This window comes from Streptomyces sp. NRRL F-5123 (assembly GCF_000721495.1).
Lineage (GTDB): Bacteria > Actinomycetota > Actinomycetes > Streptomycetales > Streptomycetaceae > Actinacidiphila.
In genome coordinates, this window is sequence record NZ_JOHY01000055.1 from 1 (window position 1) to 17481 (window position 17481).

Below are 17481 nucleotides of genomic sequence, written 5' to 3' on the forward strand. Positions count from 1 at the left end.
GCGGAGCGCAAGACGCTCACCCCGCGCGGCAGCGTCGGCGCTCACTCCGCGCGGAGCGCAAGACGCTCACCCCGCGCGGCAGCGTCGGCGCTCACCCCGCGCGGAGCGCAAGACGCTCACCCCGCGCGGCAGCGTCGGCGCTCACCCCGCGCCGAGCGCAAGACGCTCACCCCGCGCCGCAGCGTCGGCGCTCACCCCGCGCCGCCGGGCAGGCGGCGGCGCAAGGGGGCCGTCAGGCGGTCCGTGGTCGCGGAGAGGCGGGCGGAGAGGGACGCGCTGCGCGCGGAGGCCCGCCAGAGGACGCGCGCGAACGAGCGCGGCAGGAAGCGCGCCCGGAAGCGCCCGCCCCGCCCGGCCGCGGCGTGCAGCCCGGCCCGTACGGCGTGGACGTCCGCGGCGAGCCCGGCGGCGGGCGGCGCCTGCGGCGCGTACAGCGTCCGCTCCACCGCGCCGGCCAGCCGTGTCGCCCCCTCCGCGGCGGAGCCGCTCAGCCCGCCCTCGGCGACCAGCCGGGCCATCGCCCGGCGGGGCGTCTCGGACTCGTCCGGTGCGATGCCGTAGTCCCACCCGGTGTCGAGCACCTCGTGCCACGCGGCGAGCACGGGCCCGCCGTACTCCTCGCGGGTCTCGCGGCCGCCGCCGAGGCGCCGCGCGCGCAGCCGGCCGCGCCACAGCATCGGCAGCGTCGGCACCGCGAGCAGCAGCAGGACGAGCAGCGCGAGCCCGGCGTAGCGGAAGGCGTCCGAGCTGCCGCCGGAGCCGCCGCTGCCCGCGGTGGCCGCCGGGGCGCAGCTGGCGCCGGAGCCGCTGTGGTCGGCGCACTCCGCCGAGGCGGACGGCCGGGGCTGCGCGGTGCTGCCCTGGCCGTGCTGGCCGGGGTCGGCGGTCTCGCCGCCGGTGCTGGGGCTGGTGGGCAGGGTGTAGTCGGGCGCGTTGCCGCGGTAGGGCGTGGGCTCGAAGCGCGTCCAGCCGATGCCCTCGAAGTACAGCTCGGGCCAGGCGTGGGCGTCCTTGATGCCGACGGACATGCTGCCGTTGGTGGTCATCGAGCCGGGCGTGAAGCCGACGGCGACGCGTGCCGGGATGTGCAGGGTGCGGGCCATCGCCGCCATGGTGAAGGCGAAGTGGATGCAGAAGCCCTCTTTGGTCTGCAGGAAGCGCGCGATGGCGTCGACGCCGGTGCCGGACTTCGCCTGGGTGTTGTAGACGAACTGCCCGGAGGTGAAGTAGTGCTGGAGGTCCAGCGCCCGCTGGTAGTCGTCGGCCGCGCCCTGCGTGACCTGCTGGGCGGTCTGCTCGACGATCTTCGGCAGCGAGTCGGGCACCTGCTCGTAGTGCTGGGCGATGTCCCCGGTGGCCGGCGGGGCCGCCTCGAGCTGGGCGGCGGTCGGGTCCACCTGGAGGCTGGAGACCTGGTAGCGGATGCCCGCGGTGGTCTGCCTGCCCTCACCGATGACCATCCGGCCCTCGGGCTCGTAGCGCCAGTTCCCCTCGGCCTGCACCCGGGTGGCCGGGTAGGGCATCGGAAGCCACCCCTGCGCGTAGTCCTGGTCCACGATCACCGAGGTGTTGACGGTGGTGTACGGGACGTCCGCGGCCAGGCCCTGCGGGGCGGGCAGCGCGTCGGGGATGTCGAGCTTCTCGTCCTTGGACGCCGACCAGCTCGTGCCGTCGAAGCGGTCGAGGGCGACGATCCGCAGGTACATGCCCTGCGCGTCGCCGGAGCTGGTGCGGTAGGTCATCACCTCGCGGTTGTCGGGCTGGTTGAGGTAGTCCTGCAACGCGACCTCGGGGCGTACCGAGGTGGAGTTGCCGAAGCCCGTGCCGAGCCCGTCGCCGTTGCCGCCACCGCCGGAGCCGTCCAGCACGCCGCTGCCCAGCGAGGGCAGGGCCACCGGCAGCACCAGCGCGATGCCCAGCGCCATCACGCCGATCCGGCGCCCGGTGCGCACCGGGGCGAGCGGCGCGCCGCCGCCCGCCGCGCCCGCGGGACCGGACCAGCTGCCCGGCCGCGGGGCGCCGCCGAAGACCCGGCCCCAGCGGGAGAGCCGGTCGCGGCCCTCGGCGAGCAGCAGCAGCAGATAGCCCATGGAGGCGATCAGGAAGTACACCCACTGGCTGCTGCCGTCCTCCAGACCGGCCGCCACCGCGTAGAGCGCCAGCAGCGGCAGCCCGGCCGGGGCCGCGCTGTTGTACGTGACCGCGATCGCGTCGACCGCGAGCGCGATCACCAGCACGCCGCCGACCAGCAGGAACTTGATGCCGGGGGTCACGGGCGCGGGGATCGCGAAGTTGGTGACGTCGGTCATGCCGTCCTGTATCAGCTGGCCGAACTGGCGGAAGGCCTGCGGCCCCGGCAGCACGCCGCCCAGCGCCTGGCGCGGGGTGAACATGATCGTCAGCACGACCAGTGACACCACCGCCTGCGCCAGCACCGTCAGCGGCCTGGCCAGCGGGATCCTGCGGGCCCCGGCGCCGACAGCGGCCTGGAAGGCGACGCAGAACGCGGCCTTCACGAACCAGCCGCGCGGGCTGGCCAGCGGCAGCAGCGCCGAGGCCGCCATCAAGGACGCCAGCGCGGCGAAGATCGTCAGCCGTGCGCGTCCGCTCATCGTGTCGCCCCCGCCTCGTGCTGCGGCCCGGGGGCGTTCTCCCCCGACCGGTAGCGGTCCGCCTGCTGCCACAGCTCGGGCAGCGCGTCGCCCGCCCTGACCTCCACGACCGTCCAGCCCGCCTCGCGCAGCATCCGCACCGCGGCCCGTGTCCCCTCGGGGGCCTGCGGCAGGGCGGTGGCGTCGGTCACCGCCACCATCCGGCCGGTCGCGTCGGTGGCGACCCAGTCGTCGCTGTCCAGCACGAAGGCGACCGCGCCGCCCGTGCGCTGCCGCAGCCGGGCCACGCTCGTCGCGTGCTCCTCGTCCATGTCGCCCAGGAAGGCCACGATGAGGCCCTCGCTCGCCGTCCGCAGCGCCTCGTAGGCGGCCGACAGCGTACGGCCGTCGGAGTGGCCGACCACCGCGAGGGTGTCCAGCAGCACGCCCGCCATGTCCGACGAATCGCCGGCGAAGCCCCCGGTGCCTTCGGGGCCGGGGACGCTGGTGCCGGTGTCGGTGAGCAGCCGGACCGCGTAGCCGCGCTCCAGCATGTGGGTGGAGACCGACGCGGCGGCCGACACCGCCCACTCGAAGGCCGAGTCGGGGCCCGAGCCGAAGTAGGCCCACTCGCGGGTGTCGAGCAGGACCGTGCAGCGGGCCCGGTGCGGCTGCTCCTCGCGGCGCACCATCAGCTCGCCGTAGCGGGCGGTGGAGCGCCAGTGCACCCGGCGCAGGTCGTCGCCGTGCCGGTAGCCGCGCGGGATGACGTCGTCCTCACCGGCGAAGGCCAGCGCCCGGGTGCGGCTCTCGCCGTAGCCGTTGGCCTGGCCGGTGAGCCGGACCGGCGGCAGCGGCTCGACCTTGGGCACCACGGTGAGGGTGTCGTACGCGCTGAAGGAGCGGGTCAGCTCGCACATCCCGAACGGGTCGCTCAGCCGCAGCTGGAGCGGGCCCAGCGGGTAGCGGCCGCGCAGGTCGGAGCGCACCCGGTAGGACACCTCGCGGTGGCCGCCGGGCTCGACCCGGTCCAGCACGAACCGCGGGCGCGGGCCGAGGACGTACGGCACCCGGTCCTGGAGCATCAGCAGGCCGGTGGGGACGCGGGAGACGTTGTCGACCCGCAGGTGCACCCGCGCCTCCGACATCGCGGGCACCCGGGACGGCGACAGCCGGCGGCTGCCGGCCACCCGGTAGCGGGTGCGGTAGAGCACCGCGACGCACACCAGCGGCAGCACCGCGAGCAGCAGCCCGACCCGCAGCAGGTCGGGCTGCCCGAGGACGTACGCGCATATCGCGGCGGCGACACCCGCGGCCACGAAGGAGCGGCCGCGGGTGGTGAGCCCGCCGAGCGCGGTGCGGAAGCCGCCGGTGCGCGGCGGCTGCGCCGGTGGTGCGGGCGGCGCCGCGGGGACCTGGGAGGCCATCACAGCCCCCGGGCACCCGGCATGCCCGGGCGGCGGCCCGCCGACGGGTCGGGCACCGGCACGCGCTGCAGGATCTCGGAGACGACCTGCTCGGGCGTGCGCCGGTTCAGCTGGGCCTGCGCGGTCGGCAGCAGCCGGTGCGCGAGCACCGGCGCGGCCAGCGCCTGCACGTCGTCGGGCAGCACGAACTCCCGCCCGTCCAGGGCCGCGGAGGCCCGCGCCGCCCGGACGAGGTGCAGCGTGGCGCGCGGTGAGGCGCCCAGCCGCAGGTCCGGGTGCTCTCGGGTGGCGCCGACCAGCGCCACCGCGTAGCGGCGTACCGGGTCGGCGACGTGCACCTGGCGGACGGCCTCGACGAGCTTGACGATCTCGTGCGCGTGCGCGACCGGCTGGAGGTCGTCGAGCGGGGAGACGCCGCCGTGCACGTCCAGCATCTTCAGCTCGGCCTCGGGGCTGGGGTAGCCGACCGAGACGCGGGCCATGAAGCGGTCCCGCTGCGCCTCGGGCAGCGGGTAGGTGCCCTCCATCTCCACCGGGTTCTGGGTGGCGATGACCATGAACGGGCTGGGCAGCTCGTAGGAGGTGCCGTCGACGGTGACCTGGCCCTCCTCCATCGACTCCAGCAGCGCCGACTGCGTCTTGGGCGAGGCGCGGTTGATCTCGTCGCCGACCACGATCTGGGCGAAGATCGCGCCGGGCTTGAACTCGAAGTCGCGCTGCTGCTGGTCGAAGACGCTGACGCCGGTGATGTCCGACGGCAGCAGGTCCGGGGTGAACTGGATGCGCCGCACCGTGCAGTCGATGGAGCGGGCCAGGGCCTTGGACAGCATGGTCTTGCCGACGCCCGGCACGTCCTCGATGAGCAGATGCCCCTCGGCGAGCAGCACGGTCAGCGCGATCCGTACGACCTCGGGCTTGCCCTCGATCACGTGCTCCACACTGCGGCGTACCCGGTCGGCCGTCGTGCTCAGGTCGCTGAGGCTTGCGCGTGCGTCAAAGGTGGTCACCCGGTGCTCCTAGGCCATGTTCCGCGGGACACGGTCATCCCTGGACCGGCCCTCCCCATCGTGCGGAGCGTCCCGCCGTCCGAACGGCGGGACGGAACCGCACGGTTGCATTCTTCCCTTACGCGGCAGTCCTCGTCACTCGGCTGCCGTTATTAATTCGTGATTTCCCGCAGCCGGCCCGTGTGCACGTCGAAGACGAAGCCCCGAACGTCGTCGGTGTGCGGCAGGAAAGGCGAGGTCCGCACCCGTGCCATCGACTGCCGGACGTCCTGGTCGGCATCGGTGAACGCCTCGACCGACCAGGTCGGGCGCTGGCCGACCTCGGCCTCCAGTTCGGTGCGGAAGTCCTCGGTGATGGTCTGCATGCCGCAGCCGGTGTGGTGGATCAGCACGACCGAGCGGGTGCCGAGGGCGCGCTGGCTGATCGCCAGCGAGCGGATGGTGTCGTCGGTGACGACACCGCCGGCGTTGCGGATGGTGTGGCAGTCGCCCAGCGCGAGACCCAGCGCCTTGTGCAGGTCGAGACGGGCGTCCATGCACGCGACGACGGCCACCTGGAGCACCGGGCGGGCGTCCATGCCGGGGTCGGTGAACGCGGCGGCGTACTCCGTGTTGGCCTGGACGAGGCGATCGGTGACCGAGGCGGTCGCGGCGGAAGAAGCGGAGGGAGCGGTGGAACCGGCGGACGGACCGTTGGATGCGGAGGGTCCGGAAGATCCAGGAGATGTCGACATGCCTCGACGGTAAGGCCCGGACCCTTTCCGCACCGCTCCGGGGTCCGTACGAATCGGCCGAATGTGCGGCCGTTCCAGCGGTGTGTGACGTAACCCACACGGGTCGTGCGGCGCGTGCGCGGTTCGCTCGACAGGGTGACGCGCCCGCGCCCGGCCACCGTTGACCGTGGGGCATGGTGGAGTAAAGTGGAGCGAAGTGGTGCGTGACGGCGTCTGCGGGAGGTGCGATGTCCCCGATGTTCCTCGGGACGTACACCCCCCGGCTGGACGACAAGCACCGCCTGGTGCTGCCCGCCCGCTTCCGCGACCCGCTCGCCGACGGCCTCGTCATCACCCGCGGGCAGGAGCGCTGCCTGTGCGTTTGGCCCCTGGAGGGCTTCCGCGCCGCCACCGCGCAGCTCGCCGCCACGCCGCTGACGGCCCTGACGTCGAAGACCGCGCGCGACTACCAGCGGCTGCTGTTCGCCGGCGCGCACGACGAGGTCCCCGACCGGCAGGGCCGGGTGACGGTCCCGCAGCCGCTGCGCGAGTACGCGGGGCTGGTGCGCGACTGCGCGGTCATCGGCGCCAACAGCCGGGTGGAGATCTGGTCCGCCACCGCGTGGGCGGAGTACCTGTCGGCGCAGGAAGACACCTTTTCGGCTCTGTCACAGGAGGTTCCGCCCGGATTACTGTGAGCGCGGCCCAGCCCTCCGCGCACCCGTGAACCACCTGCGCGGACGTACGGCTCGGCCTCCTCCCGCTCCACGGTTTCGCTGGCACCACTTCCCCGGTGCCAGGGGAACGTTTCTGCCGAGCGGGCGGGGACCAGGTTCTACGTCCGACCGCCGGCCGCCGCCGCCAGGGCGGGCCGCGCGCCAGCACCGTCCGAGAAGGGCCGGCCCCTCCATGAGCGACACCCCTCCGCAGCCGACCGAGCCGCGGCACGTCCCGGTGATGCTGCGGCGCTGCCTCGACCTGCTCGCGCCGGCCCTCGCCGAACCCGGCGCGGTGGTCGTCGACGCCACCCTGGGGCTCGGCGGGCACAGCGAGGCGCTGCTCGGCACCTTCCCCTCCGCCCGGCTCGTCGCGCTCGACCGCGACCCGGAGGCGCTCAAGCTCTCCGCCCGCCGCCTGGAGCCCTTCGGTGACCGCGCGACCCTCGTGCACGCCGTCTACGACGAGCTCCCCGACGTCCTCGCCTCGCTGTCCGTGGCGCGCGTCCAGGGCGTGCTCTTCGACCTCGGGGTGTCCTCCATGCAGCTCGACGAGGCCGACCGCGGCTTCGCCTACGCGCAGGACGCCCCGCTGGACATGCGGATGGACCAGACCACGGGGATCAGCGCCGCCGAGGTGCTCAACACCTACCCGCCGGGCGAGCTGGTCCGCATCCTGCGCTCCTACGGCGAGGAGAAGTTCGCCCGCAAGATCGTTGACGCGGTCGTACGGGAACGCGAGCGCGAGCCCTTCACCACCAGCGCCCGGCTCGTCGAGCTGATCAGGAACGCGCTGCCGCAGGCCGCCAAGCGCACCGGCGGCAACCCGGCCAAGCGCACCTTCCAGGCGCTGCGCATCGAGGTCAACGGCGAGCTGTCCGTCCTGGAGCGGGCCGTGCCCGCCGCGGTCGGTGCCCTTGCGGTCGGCGGCCGGATCGCCGTGCTCTCCTACCAGTCGCTGGAGGACCGGCTCGTCAAGCAGGTCTTCGCGGCCGGTGCGAGCAGCACCGCCCCGCCGGGACTGCCGATCGTGCCCGAGCAGTACCAGCCGCGGCTGAAGCTGCTCACCCGCGGGGCCGAGCTGCCCTCCGAGGACGAGATCGCCGACAACCGCCGCGCCGCCCCCGCCCGGCTGCGCGCCGCCGAGCGGATCCGCGAGGAGCACATCGGGGAGGCGCTGTCGTGAGCCCCGTCCGCCCCGCCCGCAGGCCCGGCGGCGGCCGCACCGCAACCGCGGCGCGCACGCCGTTCGTCATTCTCGTCGTGACCCTGCTCGGCGGAGGCCTCATCACGCTGCTGCTGCTCAACGCTGCCGTCAACCGCGACTCCTTCCAGCTCAACAAGCTGCAGAAGGAGACGACGGGGTACACGGACGAGCAGCAGCAACTCCAGCAGGAGGTCGACCAGTACGGGGCGCCCGGCTCTCTGGAGAGCCGGGCGCGGCAGCTCGGCATGGTGCCGGGCGGCAACCCGGCCTTCCTCGGGCCCGACGGGTCGGTCCTCGGCACCCCCGAGCGGGCGACGGCGCCCCCGCCGCCGCCGTCCCCGAAGCCCAGCCCCTCCGGAAGCTCTACGCCTTCCGTACCGGCTACGCCGTCCACCACGCCGCCGAGCCCGGCGGCCACGACCCCTACCCCGACGAGGTGAGCATGCCCGTGCCTGTCACCCGCGCCGCCGTGCGCTCCGGGGTGCCTCTTGCGGAGGGGGTCGCGATCTTCCCGCCGTCGTGGCTGGTCGCGCCTACGCGGCGCCAGCCGCATATCGAACACAGCCCCGCGCCCCTGAGAAACGCTCGCCCAGCGCGGCAAGAGCGTGCGCATGCCGCGCAGGGCGACAGACCGGGGGCGCGGGGAAGTGCGCGGCCAGCCACGACGCACTGTCGGACGGGGAACTCGGCTCAGGTGGCAATCACCCGGGGGCGCGGGGAACTGGGCGCTCAGCCACGACGGATCAAAAGCCACGTACCCGCAGCGTGCCCCACCCCCCGGGGTGCCCGATGAGCAGGCCCGCAGGGCAAGGGCAGGGGCAGGGGCGCCCCTCGCGCCCGGGACCACGTCCGCCGGCTAGGCAGAGGCAAGGCCGAGGCCACGGACAGGAGAAGCCCGCGCGGCAGGCGCGACCGCTTCCGGGGCCCCGGCGAACGCGCCCCGCGGGCGTCGTGCGGCTCGGGCGGCCGCGGCCGCGGCTGCGGCTCGTCGGGGTCGCGCTCACGCTCGTGATGGGGATCTTCGTCGTCCGGCTCCTCCAGGTGCAGGCCCTCGACGCGTCCGCGTACGCCGCCAAGGCCGCCGTCAACCGCTGGGTCACGCACGACGTGACGGCGGACCGCGGCACGATCACCGACCGGGACGGCGTCGCCCTCGCCGCGACCGTGGACGCGTACGACATCACCGCCGACCCCTACCTCTTCACGCCCGAGCAGGCGAAGTCCAAGGACGCCCCGACCCGCGCGGCCGAGCTGCTCGCGCCGATCGTCGGCGTGGACGCCACCACGCTCGCCCGCAAGCTCTCGACGCCGGGCTCGCGCTACCAGCTGCTGGCCCGGCAGCAGACGCCCCAGGTGTGGAGCCAGATCTCCGACCTGAAGAAGTCGCTCGCCGCCCGGACGCTGACGCAGCCCGGCGCGAACGTGCTGGCCGGGGTGTTCAGCGAGCCGCACACCAAGCGCGTCTACCCCGGCGGCGACCTCGCCGCCGGGGTGCTCGGTTTCGTCAACGGCCAGGGCAAGGGCGGCGGCGGCCTGGAGTCGATGCTGGACAAGCAGCTCGCGGGCAAGGACGGCAAGATCCGCTACGCCCAGTCCAACGGCCGCCAGGTCCCGACCGCGGGCGTCCAGCAGCAGCCCGCGGTGCCCGGCTCGAACGTCCAGCTGACCCTCGACCGGGACATCCAGTGGGCCGCCCAGAGCGCGATCAGCGCCCAGGTCAAGGCGTCGCACGCGGACCGCGGCTACGTCGTCGTCATGGACAACAGGACCGGCGAGGTGCTGGCCATGGCCGACGCCCCCGGCTTCGACCCGGGCGACCTCACGCACGCCGACCCGGACGCGCTCGGCAACGCCGCGGTGCAGGACGCGTACGAGCCCGGCAGCGTCAGCAAGCTGATGTCCATGGCGGCGATCATCGACACCGGCACCGCCACCCCGCAGACCCGGGTCGTGGTGCCCGGCACGCTCCCGCGCGCCGACCGCGTCTTCCACGACGACGTCGACCACGGCACCTGGTACCTGACGCTCAACGGCGTGCTCGCCCGGTCCAGCAACATCGGCACCATCGAGGCCACCGGGCAGCTCGGCAAGACCCAGGCACAGGCCAACCAGGTGCTCTACTCCTATCTGAAGAAGTTCGGCATCGGCGACCCCACCGGCATCGGCTTCCCCGGCGAGACCCCCGGCATCCTGGCCAAGCCCAAGGACTGGAACGCCTCGCAGCAGTACACGATCCCGTTCGGCCAGGGCCTGTCCCTCAACGCGCTGCAGGCCACCTCGGTCTACGCCACCGTCGCCAACGGCGGGGTACGCGTGGAGCCCAGCCTGATCCGCGGCATCACCGGCCCCGACGGGCGCTTCGTGCCGTCCCCGGCACCGAAGAAGACCCGGGTGGTGAGCGCGAAGACCGCCACGACGCTCTCGCAGATGCTGGAGTCGGTGGTCGGCAGCGAGGAGGGCACCGGCACCAAGGCCAAGATCGACGGCTACCGGGTGGCGGGCAAGACGGGTACGGCCAACCGGGTGGACCCGAAAACCGGCAGGTACCACGGCTACACCGCGTCCTTCATGGGCTTCGCGCCGGCCGACGACCCGCGCGTCACGATCTCCTGCGTCATCCAGAACCCGACCAAGGGCAGCTATTTCGGCGGCTCGATCTGCGGCCCGGTCTTCAAGCAGGTGATGGAGTTCTCCCTCAAGACCCTTCGGGTGCCGCCCTCCGGCGCCCCCGCGCCGAAGCTTCCGCTCGATTACGACCCGGCCGAGACGGCCGCCCCCGCGGTGTCCCCGGCCGGTCCGAAGGGGCGGTGAGCATGGCGGGCACCGACCACGACCGCCCGGGCACCGCGCCGGACGGTGCGCGCGACCCGCGGCTGCCGCGACCGGCCCGTTTTGGCCCGCAGCCCGGCCGGGCCGGTAACCTCACCGCCGTGCCCAACCCTGATCAAGCCACCACCCTCACCCCGCCGGGCGCGCCGCGCCCGTCGCGTACCCGCCCGACCCCGCTGACCGAACTGGCCCGGCGGCTCGGCGTTCCGGATCCCGGCGGTGACACCGCGGTCACCGGGATCACCCACGACTCGCGCGCGGTCCGCCCCGGCGACGTGTACGCGGCGCTGCCCGGCGCCCGCTTCCACGGCGCGGAGTTCGCCGCCCAGGCGGCGGCGAACGGCGCCGTGGCCGTCCTGACCGACCCGGCGGGCGCCGAGCGCGCCGCCGCCACGACGCTGCCCGTGCTGGCCGTCGGCGACCCCCGGGCGGTGATGGGCGAGCTGGCCGCGGCCGTCTACGGCGAGCCCGGCGAGGCGATGCTGCGCATCGGCATCACCGGCACGTCCGGCAAGACCACGACCTCCTACCTCGTCGAGGGCGGCCTGCGTGCCGCGACGCACGGCGGGACCGGCCTCGTCGGCACCGTCGAGACCCGGATCGGCGACGAGCGCCTCAAGAGCGAGCGCACCACCCCGGAGGCCACCGACCTGCAGGCGCTGTTCGCGGTGATGCGCGAGCGCGGGGTCGCCTCGGTCGTCATGGAGGTCTCCAGCCACGCCCTGGTGCTGGGCCGGGTGGACGGCGCGCTCTTCGACGTCGCCGTCTTCACCAACCTCAGCCCGGAGCACATGGAATTCCACTCCGGCATGGAGGACTACTTCCAGGCCAAGGCGCAGCTGTTCACCCCGCGCCGCAGCCGGCTCGGGGTGGTCAACCTGGACGACGAGTACGGCCGCCGGCTGGTCGCCGAGGCCGGGGTGCCGCTCGTGACGTTCTCGGCGCAGGGCAGCCTGGACGCCGACTGGCGCGCGGAGGACGTCGAGGCCGGGCCGATGACGAGCAGCTTCACCGTCGTCGGGCCCAAGGGCGAACGCTTCGCCGCGACCTCCCCGCTGCCCGGCCCGTTCAACGTCGCCAACACGCTGGCGGCGATCACCGCGCTGGCCGCGGCGGGCCTGGACCCGCACACCGCCGCCGAGGGCATCGCGGCGGTGCCCGGGGTGCCGGGCCGGCTGGAGCGGGTGGACGCGGGGCAGCCGTACCTGGCGGTCGTGGACTACGCGCACAAGACGGACGCCGTCGAGTCCGTGCTCCGCGCGCTGCGCACCACCACCCGCGGCCGTATCCACGCCGTCCTGGGCTGCGGCGGCGACCGCGACGCCACCAAGCGCGCCCCGATGGGCGCCGCGCTGGCCCGGCTCGCCGACACCGCCGTCCTGACGTCCGACAACCCGCGCTCGGAGGATCCGCTGGCGATCCTCGCCGCGATGCTCGCCGGGGCCGCCGAGGTGCCCGCCGAGCAGCGCGGCCACGTGCTGGTGGAGCCCGACCGGGCCGCCGCGGTGGCCGCCGCCGTCGCCCGGGCAGAGCCGGGCGACGTCGTGCTGGTCGCCGGCAAGGGCCACGAGCAGGGCCAGGACATCGCCGGCGTGGTGCGACCGTTCGACGACCGAGAGGTGCTGCGCGCCGCGATCGAGAAGGACCGGAAGGCATCGTGATCCCCCTTTCCCTCGCCGAGGTCGCACGCGCCGTCGGCGGGACCACGCACGACATACCGGACGAGGCGGTCATGGTGACCGGCCCGGTCGTCCACGACTCCCGCGAGGTGGTCCCCGGCGCGCTGTTCGTCGCCTTCGCCGGCGAGCGCGTCGACGGCCACGACTTCGCGCCCGGCGCGGTCGCCGCGGGAGCGGTCGCGGTGCTCGCGGCCCGCCCGCCGGGCGTGCCCGCGATCGTCGTCGACGACGTCCGGGCCGCGCTCGGCGCGCTCGCCCGGCACGTCATCGAGCGGCTGGGCACCACCGTGGTGGCGCTCACCGGATCCGCGGGCAAGACCAGCACCAAGGACCTGCTCGCGCAGGTACTCCAGCGGCTCGGTCCGACCGTTTACACCCCCGGGTCGCTCAACAACGAGATCGGGCTGCCGCTGACGGCCCTGCGCGCCGACGAGGGCACCCGGCACCTGGTGCTGGAGATGGGCGCCCGCGGCATCGGCCACATCGCCTACCTGACCGGCCTGACGCCGCCGCGGATCGGGCTCGTGCTGAACGTCGGCAGCGCCCACATCGGCGAGTTCGGCGGAAAGGAGCAGATCGCCCGGGCCAAGGGCGAAATGGTCGAGGCGCTGCCGGACGAGCACGCGGGCGGCGTCGCCGTACTCAACGCCGACGACCCGCTGGTACGGGCCATGGCCGACCGCACCAAGGCGAAGGTCGTGCTCTTCGGGGAGAGCGAGCACGCCCAGGTCAGGGCCACCGGCGTAGGGCTGAACGACCGCGGGCAGCCCGTGTTCACGCTGCATGCCCCCACCGGGTGCGCCGACGTGACCTTGCGCCTGTACGGTGAGCACCACGTGTCGAACGCGCTCGCCGCAGCCGCCGTCGCCAGTGAACTCGGCATGCCCGTAGGGGAGATCGCCACCGCGCTCTCCGAAGCCGGGTCCCTGTCGCACTGGCGGATGGAGGTCACCGAGCGCCCCGACGGCGTGACGGTCGTCAACGACGCCTACAACGCGAACCCCGAATCCATGCGGGCCGCCCTGCGCGCACTCGCGGCGATGGGCAGGCCCGCGCAGGCCCGGGGGGGACGGACGTGGGCGGTGCTGGGAGAGATGGCCGAACTGGGCGGAGAAGCGCTTGCCGAGCACGACGCGGTGGGGCGGCTGGCCGTCCGGCTCAACGTCAGCAAGCTCGTCTGCGTCGGCGGTCAGGAAGCCGCGTGGCTGCAGATGGGCGCCTATAACGAGGGTTCGTGGGGTGAGGAGTCGGTGCACGTGTCCGACGCAGAGGCGGCGATCGACCTGTTGCGCGCAGAGCTGCGGCCGGGTGACGTCGTGCTGGTGAAGGCATCCAGGTCGGTCGGCCTGGAGGCCGTCGCCCTGGCGCTGACCGAGGACGGCCCGGGCGGAGCGGCGGCAGGCGAGGGTGCCGCGCGATGAAGCAGATCCTCGTCTCCGGGGTGCTGGGTCTTTTCCTGTCCCTGATCGGCACCCCGCTGCTGATCCGGCTGCTGGCCCGCAAGGGCTACGGCCAGATGATCCGCGACGACGGCCCGCAGGCCCACCACAGCAAGCGCGGCACGCCCACGATGGGCGGTATCGCCTTCATCCTGGCCACGCTCGTCGCGTACGCGGTGACGAAGCTCATCACCGGTGACAAGCCGAGCGTGTCCGGTGTGCTGGTGCTCTTCCTGACCACCGGGCTCGGCGTCGTCGGCTTCCTCGACGACTACATCAAGATCGTCAAACAGCGCAGCCTGGGCCTGCGGGCGAAGGCGAAGATGGCGGGCCAGCTCATCGTCGGCATCGCCTTCGCGGTGCTCTCCCTGAACTTCGCGGACTCCCGCAACCAGACGCCGGCCTCCACCAAGCTGTCCTTCACCACCGACTTCGGCTGGACGATCGGCCCGGTCATCTTCGTGGTCTGGGCGCTCTTCATGATCCTGGCCATGTCCAACGGCGTGAACCTCACCGACGGCCTGGACGGCCTGGCCACCGGCGCCTCGGTGATGGCCTTCGCCGCCTACACCGTCATCGGCGTGTGGCAGTACGGCCAGTGGTGCGGCGCCCAGGTGAGCGCCAACGGCGCGTGCTACGAGGTACGCGACCCGCTCGACCTCGCGGTGGTGGCCGCCGCCCTGATGGGCGCGTGCTTCGGCTTCCTGTGGTGGAACACCTCGCCTGCCAAGATCTTCATGGGCGACACCGGCTCCCTCGCGCTCGGCGGCGCGCTCGCGGGCCTGGCGATCTGCTCGCGCACCGAGCTGCTGCTCGCCGTCCTCGGCGGCCTGTTCGTGCTCATCACCATGTCGGTGGTCATCCAGGTCGGCTCCTTCCGGCTGACCGGCAAGCGCGTCTTCCGCATGGCACCGCTCCAGCACCACTTCGAGCTCAAGGGCTGGAGCGAGGTCCTGGTCGTGGTCCGCTTCTGGATCGTCCAGGGCATGTGCATGGCCGTCGGCCTCGGCATCTTCTACGCCGCCTGGGTGGCTGCCTCATGACCGTCCCGACGTCCCCGAACCCCGGCGCCGCCTTCGCCGGCCTGGCGGTCACCGTCGCCGGGCTCGGGGTGTCCGGGGTGCCCGCGGCCAAGGCGCTGCACTCCTTCGGCGCGCGGGTCACGGTCGTCAACGGCACCGCGGGGGAGCGGCAGCAGGCCGAGGCCGCCGAGCTGGAGGCGCTCGGCATCGCCGTGCGCCTCGGTGACGGGGACACGCTGCCGGAGGGCACCGAGCTGGTCGTGACCGCGCCCGGCTGGAAGCCGTCCAGCCCGCTGTTCGCGGCGGCCGCGGCCGCGGGCGTCGAGGTCATCGGCGACGTCGAGCTGGCCTGGCGGCTGCGCGGCCCGGACGCGGCGCCCTGGCTCGCGGTGACCGGCACCAACGGCAAGACCACCACCACCCGCATGCTCGCCGCGATCCTCACCGCGGCGGGCCTGCGCACGGCCGCGGTCGGCAACATCGGCGTCTCGCTGCTGGACGCGGTGCTCGGCGACGAGCCCTACGACGTCCTGGCCGTCGAGCTGTCCAGCTACCAGCTGCACTGGGCCCCCGGCATCCGCCCGCACAGCGCGGCGGTGCTCAACCTCGCGCCCGACCACCTGGACTGGCACGGCTCGATGGAGGACTACGCGGCCGACAAGGGCCGGATCTTCCACGGCAACAAGGTCGCGTGCGTCTACAACGCCGCCGACCCGGCCACCGAGAAGCTCGTCGAGGAGGCGGACGTCGAGGAGGGCTGCCGGGCGATCGGCTTCACCCTGGACGCGCCCCGTATGTCGGAACTCGGCGTCGTCGAGGGCCTGCTGGTCGACCGGGCCTTCGTGCCCGACCGCCGCGACAAGGCGCAGGAGCTCGCCGAGGTCGCCGACGTCCAGCCGCCCGCCCCGCACAACGTCGCCAACGCGCTGGCCGCCGCCGCGCTGGCCCGCGCCTACGGGGTGCCGCCCGGCGCGGTCCGCGACGGCCTGCGGGCCTTCCGGCCGGACGCCCACCGCATCGCCGAGGTCGCTGTGCTGGACGGCGTGACCTACGTCGACGACTCCAAGGCGACCAACACCCACGCCGCCCGGGCCTCGCTGACCGCGTACGACCACGTGGTGTGGATCGCCGGCGGGCTCGCCAAGGGCGCGGAGTTCGACGGGCTGGTCCGGGCCGCCGCGCCGCGGCTGCGCGGGGCGGTGCTCATGGGCGCCGACCGCGCGCTGATCCGCGAAGCCCTCGCGCGACACGCCCCGCAGGTGCCGGTGGTGGACCTGGAGCGGGCCGACACTGGGGCGATGTCCGCGGCCGTCGCCGAGGCGCGGCGGCTGGCCGCACCGGGCGACACCGTCCTGCTGGCGCCCGCGTGCGCGTCGATGGACATGTTCAGCAACTACAACCAGCGCGGCGACATGTTCGCCGACGCGGTCCGCGCCGCCCTGCCGGACACCGCGGCGCACTAGCCGCCGCGGCCCGGCAGGCGCGGGCCGCGGCGCACCGCACCGCACCGACGGAGGGGACGCATGACGGCACACGGCTCCACGCCCCGCGGCGCCGCCCGCCGCCCCGGCGGCCGGCCCGCGGCACCCAGCGCGCTGCGCGCCGCCGCCCGGCTGCCCGGCCGGCTGCGCGACGCCTGGGACCGGCCGCTGACGGCGTACTACGTCATCCTCGGCGGCAGCCTGCTGATCACGGTGCTGGGTCTGGTGATGGTCTACTCGGCGTCGATGATCCAGGCGCTGCGCTACGGGCTGCCGTCCACCTTCTACTTCCGCAAGCAGCTGCTGGCCGTCGCGATCGGCTCGGTGCTGCTCTACGCGGCCGCGCGGATGCCGGTGCGGCTGCACCGCGCGCTGGCCTACCCGATACTGCTGGGCTCGGTGTTCCTGATGTGCCTGGTGCAGGTGCCGGGCATCGGCCAGACCGTCAACGGCAACACCAACTGGATCTCGATCGGCGGCCCCTTCCAGATCCAGCCCAGCGAGTTCGGCAAGCTCGCACTGGTGCTGTGGGGCGCCGACCTGCTGGCCCGCAAGGGCGACAAGGGCCTGCTGGTGCAGTGGAAGCACCTGCTGGTGCCGCTGGTGCCGGTCACCGTGCTGCTGCTCGGACTCATCATGCTCGGCGGCGACATGGGCACCACGATGATCCTCACCGCGATCCTCTTCGGCATGCTGTGGCTGGCCGGCGCGCCCACCCGGCTGTTCGCCGGGGTGCTCGGCGGCGCCGGCGTGCTCGCCTTCCTGGCGATCGTCACCAGCTCCAACCGCATGGACCGGCTGCACTGCATCGCCGCCTCCGACCCCGACAACGGCTGCTGGCAGGCCGTGCACGGCATCTACGCCCTCGCGTCGGGCGGCTGGTTCGGGTCGGGACTCGGGGCGAGCGTGGAGAAATGGGGCGAACTGCCCGAGCCGCACACCGACTTCATCTTCGCCGTGACGGGGGAGGAACTGGGTCTGGCGGGGACGCTGTCGGTACTCGCCCTCTTCGCGGCACTAGGCTACGCGGGTATCCGCGTGGCCGGTCGTACGGAGGACCCCTTCGTCAGGTTCGCAGCGGGTGGCGTGACCACCTGGATCACGGTGCAGGCCGTGATCAACATCGGTGCGGTGCTCGGCCTGCTGCCGATCGCCGGAGTCCCGCTCCCGCTGTTCTCCTACGGGGGTTCGGCCCTCCTGCCGACGATGTTCGCGATCGGGCTGCTGATCTCCTTCGCCAGGAGCGAGCCGGCGGCGCGAGCGGCGCTGGCCGTGCGGGGGCGGAACGGGCGTAGATCCCCGAACCGGGCAAGGACACGGACGATGCGACGGTACGTCACCCGACGGCCGTCCGGAGAGCGGTGAATTTC

At 73.7% G+C, this 17481-nt stretch carries 13 protein-coding genes; 9 read left to right on the forward strand and 4 right to left on the reverse strand.

The genetic code is table 11. The features are described 5' to 3' along the window. Positions 1–191: 191 nt before the first annotated feature. From IH54_RS0131210 to IH54_RS0131225, 4 genes are all read right to left on the reverse strand, one after another. On the reverse strand, positions 192–2612 hold the full coding sequence (locus IH54_RS0131210) for a transglutaminase TgpA family protein (protein ID WP_031523335.1): 2421 nt from the start codon (positions 2610–2612) through the stop codon (positions 192–194). Further along, positions 2609–4018 (reverse strand): DUF58 domain-containing protein, encoded by a 1410-nt coding sequence (locus IH54_RS0131215; protein ID WP_043182793.1) that lies wholly within the window; start codon positions 4016–4018, stop codon positions 2609–2611. The genes IH54_RS0131210 and IH54_RS0131215 overlap by 4 nt, the downstream gene beginning before the upstream one ends. Beyond that, positions 4018–5025: an AAA family ATPase gene (locus IH54_RS0131220; RefSeq protein WP_031523339.1), complete on the reverse strand. Its 1008-nt coding sequence runs from the start codon at positions 5023–5025 to the stop codon at positions 4018–4020. Before IH54_RS0131220 ends, IH54_RS0131215 begins: the two co-directional genes overlap by 1 nt. A gap of 152 nt (positions 5026–5177) precedes the next feature. Then, positions 5178–5759: a beta-class carbonic anhydrase gene (locus IH54_RS0131225; RefSeq protein WP_043182795.1), complete on the reverse strand. Its 582-nt coding sequence runs from the start codon at positions 5757–5759 to the stop codon at positions 5178–5180. Positions 5760–5995: 236 nt separating this feature from the next. On the opposite strand from IH54_RS0131225, the gene mraZ reads away from it, so the two are divergent. From mraZ to ftsW, 9 genes are all read left to right on the forward strand, one after another. Continuing rightward, positions 5996–6436, forward strand: a complete 441-nt coding sequence (gene mraZ, locus IH54_RS0131230; protein WP_031523343.1) for a division/cell wall cluster transcriptional repressor MraZ — start codon at positions 5996–5998, stop codon at positions 6434–6436. A gap of 211 nt (positions 6437–6647) precedes the next feature. Then, positions 6648–7640, forward strand: a complete 993-nt coding sequence (rsmH, locus tag IH54_RS0131235) for a 16S rRNA (cytosine(1402)-N(4))-methyltransferase RsmH (RefSeq protein ID WP_031523345.1) — start codon at positions 6648–6650, stop codon at positions 7638–7640. Next, a complete protein-coding gene (locus tag IH54_RS0131240) occupies positions 7637–8101 on the forward strand; it encodes a hypothetical protein (RefSeq protein WP_031523347.1) in 465 nt (154 codons plus the stop codon). Before rsmH ends, IH54_RS0131240 begins: the two co-directional genes overlap by 4 nt. 349 nt (positions 8102–8450) lie before the next feature. After that, complete coding sequence (locus IH54_RS0131245; protein ID WP_052398075.1) at positions 8451–10472, forward strand: peptidoglycan D,D-transpeptidase FtsI family protein; 2022 nt, start codon at positions 8451–8453, stop codon at positions 10470–10472. A gap of 2 nt (positions 10473–10474) precedes the next feature. Further along, positions 10475–12151, forward strand: coding sequence for a UDP-N-acetylmuramoyl-L-alanyl-D-glutamate--2,6-diaminopimelate ligase (locus IH54_RS0131250; protein ID WP_078862667.1), 1677 nt, complete (start codon positions 10475–10477; stop codon positions 12149–12151). Beyond that, positions 12148–13590 carry a UDP-N-acetylmuramoyl-tripeptide--D-alanyl-D-alanine ligase gene (locus IH54_RS0131255; protein WP_031523353.1) on the forward strand — a complete coding sequence of 481 codons (1443 nt, stop codon included), beginning with the start codon at positions 12148–12150 and terminating at the stop codon, positions 13588–13590. Before IH54_RS0131250 ends, IH54_RS0131255 begins: the two co-directional genes overlap by 4 nt. Next, positions 13587–14651 (forward strand): phospho-N-acetylmuramoyl-pentapeptide-transferase, encoded by a 1065-nt coding sequence (gene mraY / locus IH54_RS0131260; RefSeq protein WP_031523356.1) that lies wholly within the window; start codon positions 13587–13589, stop codon positions 14649–14651. Before IH54_RS0131255 ends, mraY begins: the two co-directional genes overlap by 4 nt. Further along, positions 14648–16093, forward strand: a complete 1446-nt coding sequence (murD, locus tag IH54_RS0131265) for a UDP-N-acetylmuramoyl-L-alanine--D-glutamate ligase (RefSeq protein ID WP_052398076.1) — start codon at positions 14648–14650, stop codon at positions 16091–16093. The genes mraY and murD overlap by 4 nt, the downstream gene beginning before the upstream one ends. A 60-nt stretch (positions 16094–16153) precedes the next feature. After that, positions 16154–17476 (forward strand): putative lipid II flippase FtsW, encoded by a 1323-nt coding sequence (ftsW, locus tag IH54_RS0131270; RefSeq protein ID WP_031523362.1) that lies wholly within the window; start codon positions 16154–16156, stop codon positions 17474–17476. Positions 17477–17481 lie beyond the last annotated feature (5 nt).